Below are 7188 nucleotides of genomic sequence, written 5' to 3' on the forward strand. Positions count from 1 at the left end.
CCCGCGGCAGGCGCCGCCCCCTGGGGGGCGACGCCTACCGTTCGTGCATCAGCCGCAGGACGCGGCCGCGTAGTCCACCGTGTACGTCGACGTCCGGTCCCCGATCGTCGCGACGACCGTGGCGGAACCCGCCTCGACCGACGTGGCGCGCGAGGCGAACGACTGCGACGCGGACTTGCCCGGAGCGACACCCGTGAAGGTCTTCGTCCCGAACGGCGTGCTCACCTTGATCGTCGCCGGCGCGTCGTCGGTGTTGACGACCCGCACGTTGACGAGCACCTTGCCCGCCGTGCACTGCGCGCGCGGCGTGACCTCGACCGTGACCCCGCCCTCGACCGGCGGTACCGAGAGGGTGAGCGGCTCGCTCACGTTCCCGGCGACGTCGACCGCGCGGTACGAGACCTCGACGGCCCCGTCCCCGACGACGACGGGCTCGGTGTACTCGAGCCACTCGTCCGCGGGGGTGTCGGCGAGTCGGTACTCGACCCGGGCGAGGCCCGAACCGGTGTCCGCACCGGCCAGGGTGACCGTGCGCTCGGACAGCTCGGCCGTCGCGGTCGGTGCCGTGGCGTCGATCTTCACCACGTGCACGACCTCCTGCGACACGTTGCCGGCCTCGTCGCTCGCGCGGAAGGTGAGCGAGTGCTCGCCGCCCGCCGTGAGCGCGATACCGTCCGTGTACGGTGCCCAGTCGGCGCCCGCGACCTTGACCTCGATCGACGGCGCCTGCGAGACGTCGTCGGTCGCGGTCGCGGTGACCGTCACGGCACCGGTGTTCCAGCCGGACGCGCCGGCTGCGGGGTCCTGCGCGACGGCCACGACCGGTGCCTGCGTGTCCTCGTCACCCGTGGTGACGTGGAACCAGTCGAAGGCGACCTTGACGGGGACCTCCTGCTCGGGGCCGATGGCCACGAGACCGAAGGACGTCAGCGCCGCGTCGTTGGTGACCGGGGCCCCGAGGGACGTCCAGTTCACCCCGCCGTCGCTGACCCAGCCCTGGTAGGTGTTGCCCACCTTCTCCATGCGCAGGTACCAGTAGCCCGACTCGGTCGTGTCGGCGATCTCGAGCTGGCGGTTGCCGCCGCTCGAGGCCGCGTTCTTCTCCGACGCGAGCTCTGCACCCAGGTTGAGCGGGGCGCCTGGCTGGTTCTTGGCGACCACGTCGAGCTTGACGTAGTTGTCGTCGTCGCCGTAGGCCATCAGACCGGCGTACTGCCAGCGGTGCAGCAGCGGTGCCTTGAAGCGCGTCTCCGCGACCCAGTCACCCTCGGGGGCTGCCTGGAGCACGAAGTTGCGCGGGCTGATCGGGTTCTGGTTGTTGATGTCGCCCGGCTGCGTGGTGATGCGCAGCTCGCCACCGGCGACCTCGACCTTCGAGGCGTCGTAGCGGACCACGTTGTTCCAGCGGCAGCCGTCGAGCGCGGTGCCGTCGAACTCGTCGGACGGCTCACGGGTGCCGTCGTCCGTCGAGTCCGGCGTGACCTTGAACCAGTCGACCAGGGCGACCGAGTCGGCCGTCCCCGTGTCGCCCGCGGCGATGACGCCGAAGGTGGCGTTCGCCTTGACCGGGGCGGAGCCCGAGATCGCGGTCCACGTCTGGCCGTCCGCGGAGTACGCGGCCGTGATGGCCGTACCCGTGGAGGTCAGCTTGAGGTAGACCGACGACGGGAAGTCCGCCGCGACGTTCGTCTGGCCGTGCCACGTGCGCGCACCGCCGGTCTCCGTCTGGAACTCCAGGAAGCGGTTGCCGTTCTGGTTCTTCGTGAACGCGAACTTGGTGTACTCGTCGTCGTTCACGTGCACGAGGAGACCCGCGTGCTGCCAGTGCCGTGCGAGCGGGACCTCGACCTTGGTCTGGATCTCCCACGCCCCGGCGGGTGCCGGCTGGCCCAGGTAGCTGATCGGGCCCGGGACCGCCTCGTTGATGTCGCCCTGGACGACGGGCAGGACCGCCTTGCCGTCCGCGACCGTGATCGACGTCCCGGGTGCGGTACGCACCACGGTCCAGCGACCGGTGTTGACGTCCGCGGCGTCGAAGTCGTCCGACTTCTGCGCCGCGCACTGCGGCGGGGTGTCCGTCCCGGGCTCGGTCGGGTCGACCGGGTCGTCGTCGAACGAGAAGTCCTGGAACTCGACCGCGCTCTGGTTCGAGCTGTGCGCCGTCACGAAGAGACCGACGTCCTGGACCGACGCCGCTCCCGGCAGGGACACCGGGTCGCCGATCTGGGTGAAGTTCTCGCCGTCCTTGCTCCACGACGCGGTGTACAGGTCACCGTCGCGCTCGATCCGCACCCACGCGGGGTAGCTCGTCGAGCTGGCCGCCGAGGACGTCACGAGCTGCCCCGCGGCGTTGCCGCGCAGCCACTCGAAGCCGCCGCTCGGGCGGATGCCCAGGGCCGCGTAGCCCGGCGACTTGCCCGGCTGCGTCACGTCGTTGCGGACGATGAGACCCGCCTTGGCGGACCCGTTGGTGTTGCCCTGGCTGTTGACCTTGACCGTCGCGGACCACTTCTCGTCCGCGCCGGCCTCCTTGTAGATGGCCGAGTACTCGTCGGTGCCCTGCCACATGTTGGCACCCGCCGAGCTCACGAGGTACTTGCCCTCGGACAGCTGCTCGAACGTGCCGTTCGCGTTGGTGAAGGTCTTCATGCCGGCGAACAGGTCACCGACCTGAGCCATGACGATGCGGGACTTCGTGGTGAGCCCCTTGTCGTTCGTGGCGACCGCGGTCAGCTTGTAGTAGTTGTCCGCCGTGGCGTTCCACGTCGTCGCGAACGGCGCGGACGTGTCGGTGCCGATCGACTGGCCGTTCACGAAGAACTCGACCTGGGTGACCGTGTTCTCGGCGTCGGTCGCGTCCGCGGTGACCGTGATCGCGCCCTGCTCGAGCTGGACGCCCGCCTCGGGAGCGGTCACGACGACCTCGGGACGGGTCGTGGCCGAGATGCCCTTGCCGTGCGCCTCGATGAAGTTCAGGCGACGCTCGCCCGCACCGGGGAACACGACGTACAGCGTGAAGCTCTCGCCCGGGTCCGCCACGTCGACGCGCACGTCGGTGAAGGTACCCAGCCCGGTCTCCGGGACGGAGGCCGTGGCGAGCAGCTCGCCGTCGGGAGCGTCACGACGCAGCTCGACGGTGCCCGCCTGCGCTGCCGAGACGCGCAGCGACAGGGCGCTGATCTGGTGGAGGTTGAACGGGTCGTACGAGGACCAGGCCCCGTCCTTGCCCGTGATGACGGACCCGCCGCCCTCGACGTCCCGGCTGGGGAGCTGGGTCGTGCCCTGGGTAGCGGTCTGGAACTCGGCCTCACGCTTCTTGCCGAACACCAGCGTCGTGTCGGAGCCGGTCAGCGCGGGCACGTCGCCCTCGCCGCCGCCGTCCGTGTACCGCGCGTCGAGCACGTAGAAGACGTTCATGTCCTCGCCGTGGCCACCGCCCAGGCCGGTCTCGACCGAGCCCGTCGTGCCGTGGAGCGGCTCGGAGGGGTGTGCGTGGGCGTCGTGCCCGAGCGCCGGCTGGATGATGACGTTCTCGTCGACGATCGAGGAGTCCTCGGCGTCGCTGACCTCGACGTCCCAGTCGATCCGGTCGCCGAAGTCGAAGAACGACCCGGTCGGCGGCAGGTTGAAGTCGACCTCGGGGCGCGTGTTGCCGACCGTGATCGGGACCGTGGCGGTACCGACCTTGCCCGACGGGTCGCTCACCGTGAGGCGGGCGTCGTAGACGCCGTTCGCGGTGTAGGTGTGGCTCGGGGCCGCCTCGGTCGAGTCCGTCGTGCCGTCACCGTCGAAGTCCCACGCGTACGTGAGCGCCTCGTTCTCGGGGTCGGTGCTCGCGGCGCCGTCGAACGTGACGGTGAGCGGGGCCGTGCCCGAGTCCGGCGTGGCGGCCGGCTTGGCGACCGGGGAGCGCGAACCGGAGATGTAGTCGATGCGGTGGAGGCCCGAGTTCGGGTTGTCACGCCCGAAGCCGCCGCCCCAGTCGAGCACGTAGAGCGCGCCCTCGGGGCCGAACGTCGAGTCGATCGGGGCGAGGAACTGCTCGTTCGACAGGAACGGGTTGACCTTCTCGACAGCCGCGCCCTTCGGCGTGGAGTCCTTCAGGTCGATCGAGTACATCTTGTTGCGCGCCCACTCGTAGAAGAAGGGCTTGCCGTCGTAGTACTCGGGGAACTTGGTGTCCGACACGAGGTCGGCGTCGTAGCTGTAGAACGGGCCGCCCATGGGTGCGAGCCCGCCGCCGGCGTTGATGACACCGGGGGCCGACGTGCGCTGGTAGCCGTAGTACATGTCCGCCGGCTGGGCGGCGGGGAGCTGCGTCAGACCCGTGTTCAGGATCGAGTCGTTGACCGGGTTCGCGCAGTCGAAGTTGGCGCCGACCGTGACCGGGTTGGTGCGGTAGTCGACGTCACGGAAGGGCTCGTTCTTGCCCATGCACAGGGGCCAGCCGAAGAAGCCCGGCTCCTGGATGTAGTTCCACTCGGCGATGCCCGCGGGACCGCGGTTCGCGAGGTTGTCGGAGCCGTTGTCCGGGGAGTAGTCGGCCACGCCGAGGTTGCCCGTGGCGGGGTCGATCGTGAACCGGAACGGGTTGCGGAAGCCCATCGCGTAGATCTCGGGCAGCGTCTTGTCGGTGCCCGGGGCGAACAGGTTGCCCTCGGGGATCGTGTACGTGCCGTCGGCCTCGGGGTGGATGCGGAGCACCTTGCCGCGCAGGTCGTTGGTGTTGGCCGACGTCGCGCGTGCGTCGTGCAGGCGGCCGTCACGCTCCGAGAGCGGGGCGTACCCGCCCGAGGGCTCCGAGTGCGGGTTCACGTCGTCGCCCACGCCGATGTACAGGTCACCGGTGCGGTCGTCGAAGATCAGGCTGCCGCCCGTGTGGCCCGGCTCGTCGGGCAGGCGCCCGGCCGGGACCTCGATGAGGACCTTCTCCGAGGCCGGGTCGATCACGGTGCCGCCGGGACCGCCGTCGGTCACGGTGAAGCGCGAGATCCGGTTGAAGAAGTTCTCCGGGTTCGTGTCGTCGGCCGAGGCCGGCGAGTAGTACTGGTAGAGGTACCCGTTGGTCGCGAAGTCCTTGTCCAGCGCGATGCCCAGCAGGCCGTCCTCGCCGCCCGAGTACACGGGGATGGTGATGGCGGTCGAGGTGTTCTGGGTGCGCGGGTCGTAGACGCGGATCTGGCCGCGCACGAGCTCGGTGAAGAACACGCGACCGTCGGGCGCGACGTCCATGCCGAACGGTGCGCTCGTGTTGGTGTCGAGCGCGACCTTCTCGAACTGGCCCCAGTCGGTGCCGCCGCAGTCCCCGGCCACCTGGCCGGACGCCCACTGGACGCCGCCCACGATGTGCTGGACCAGGTCCGGCTCCCCCGTGAAGTGCGCACCGAAGTGGCCCATGCCGGTCATCCAGGCACGGCCGCCGTCGTAGGGCTTGCACCACGAGATCGGGTGGTCGGCGCCCATCTTGTTGCCGCCCGCGTCGTACGTCGACTCGTCCATCGTGGCCAGCACGTGCGCGCTGCCGCGGACGTTGGCCGAGTAGTTGTACCACTCGTCGGCGCGGTTCCAGCGCTGGTCGAGGTGCTTGGTCGAGGGGTGCACGCTGTCCTCGACGCGCACCGTGCCGGGCAGGCCGGGGCTGTTGCCGGTCGCGGCGTGACCGGGCATGAGCGCCCCGATCATGTCGTCCCACCAGCCGTAGTTGCCGCGCATGTCGGTCGCGTTGTGGATCGCGACGATGCCGCCGCCGGCCTGCTGGTAGCGCTCGAGCGCAGCCTTCTGGTCGGCGTTCCACGGGTCGCCCGACGTCTGGAACATGACCAGTGCGTCATAGTCCGCGAGGCCTTCGTCGGTGAAGACCGAGGAGTCCTCGGTGTGGTCGGAGGAGATCCCGACGTCGGCGAACGCGGCCTCGAGCACCGGGGTGCCCTGCGTGATCGCCTCGGAGTGCCGGAACTGGGTCGTCTTGGTGAAGATGAGGACCTTGCGGTCGTCACCGGGAGCATGTGGTCCGTCGTGGGCAGCAGCCATCGTCGCGGGCGCGAGAGTGAACGCCAGAGCTCCGATGGTCAGCGCCGCGACGGCTCTTCCCCGCAGGGGAAGTCGCGCAGCCTTCATGTGTCTTGCCTCCAGGGCAGTCGGCACGTGGCGAGAGAGTCCGTGCCCCGCTCGTCGGTGAACGGGGCCGCACGTGCTGTGAAGAGTTACGTCGTCCCACGGCGTGCCGGCGCCGTCGGTACTGCACCTACCGATCGGTCAGCCGCGCATCAGTCCTTTCAGGAAGTCCAGGCCATCGACGGCGATGGCGTCCTGGGTGGGGGCGAGCGGTCGCCAGATCGAGGCGGCCGTCGCGATGGTCGCGTTGTCGGCGGTGAACGACTCGATGCAGAGCGAGCCGTCGTAGCCCACCTGGTCGAGCGCGCCGAGGAACGCGTGCCAGTCGAGGTGGTCGCTGCCGGGGGCCCCGCGGTCGTTGCCGCAGACCTGCACGTGCGCGATGCGGTCCCCGGCGCGCGTCACCGCGGCCGCCAGGTCCGTCTCCTCGATGTTCATGTGGTAGATGTCGAGCATGAGCCCGATCCCCTCCGAGGGGAGGGGCGCGACGACGGCGAGGCCCTGGTCGACCGTGTTGACCAGGCTCGTCTCGTAGCGGTTGAGCGGTTCGAGGCCGATCCGCACGCCTGCGGCCATCGCGTGCTCCACGACGGGGGCCAGGTGGTCGACGAGCTCGGCGTACGCAGCCTCGCGCTGGCCGGCGGTCATCCGCCAGGTGCGCCCCACGGACGCGTACGCCGGTCCGCCGATCACGCGCGAACCGACGGCGTGCGCCATGTCGACGACCTGGCGCAGGTAGTCCTGGGTCCGGCGGATCGTGCCGGCGTCGGCCGAGACGAGCTCGCGCCCAGGGCCCATGACGAGCGAGACCGAGGCCGCGAGGCCGTTGTCCGCGAGGACGCCCGCGGCGAGCTGAGGGTTCCAGTCGGTCACGTCCTCGACGGGCAGCTCGAGGACGTCGAAGCCCCACCCGGCGACGCGCGGGGCGATCTCGCGCAGGGAGGCGTCGGACAGGGGCGAGGTCCACACCCAGGTGTTGACCCCCAGGGGGCGCGTGCGAGCCACGGTGCTCTCTTTCGTCGGTGGGTGCGCTGCCGGTCCGCCCGACGCCGGAGCCCACCTTCGCGGGGAAGG

2 protein-coding genes are annotated in these 7188 nt (G+C 70.3%); both read right to left on the bottom strand.

Annotated features, from left to right (window positions below):
• Window positions 1-48 precede the first annotated feature (48 nt).
• Window positions 49-6030, bottom strand: a complete 5982-nt coding sequence (locus H9652_RS18670) for a ThuA domain-containing protein (protein WP_191798212.1) — start codon at window positions 6028-6030, stop codon at window positions 49-51.
• Window positions 6031-6255: 225 nt separating this feature from the next.
• Window positions 6256-7119 carry a sugar phosphate isomerase/epimerase family protein gene (locus tag H9652_RS18675; protein WP_191798214.1) on the bottom strand — a complete coding sequence of 288 codons (864 nt, stop codon included), beginning with the start codon at window positions 7117-7119 and terminating at the stop codon, window positions 6256-6258.
• Window positions 7120-7188: the final 69 nt, after the last annotated feature.

This window comes from Oerskovia rustica (genome assembly GCF_014836555.1).
GTDB lineage: Bacteria > Actinomycetota > Actinomycetes > Actinomycetales > Cellulomonadaceae > Oerskovia > Oerskovia rustica.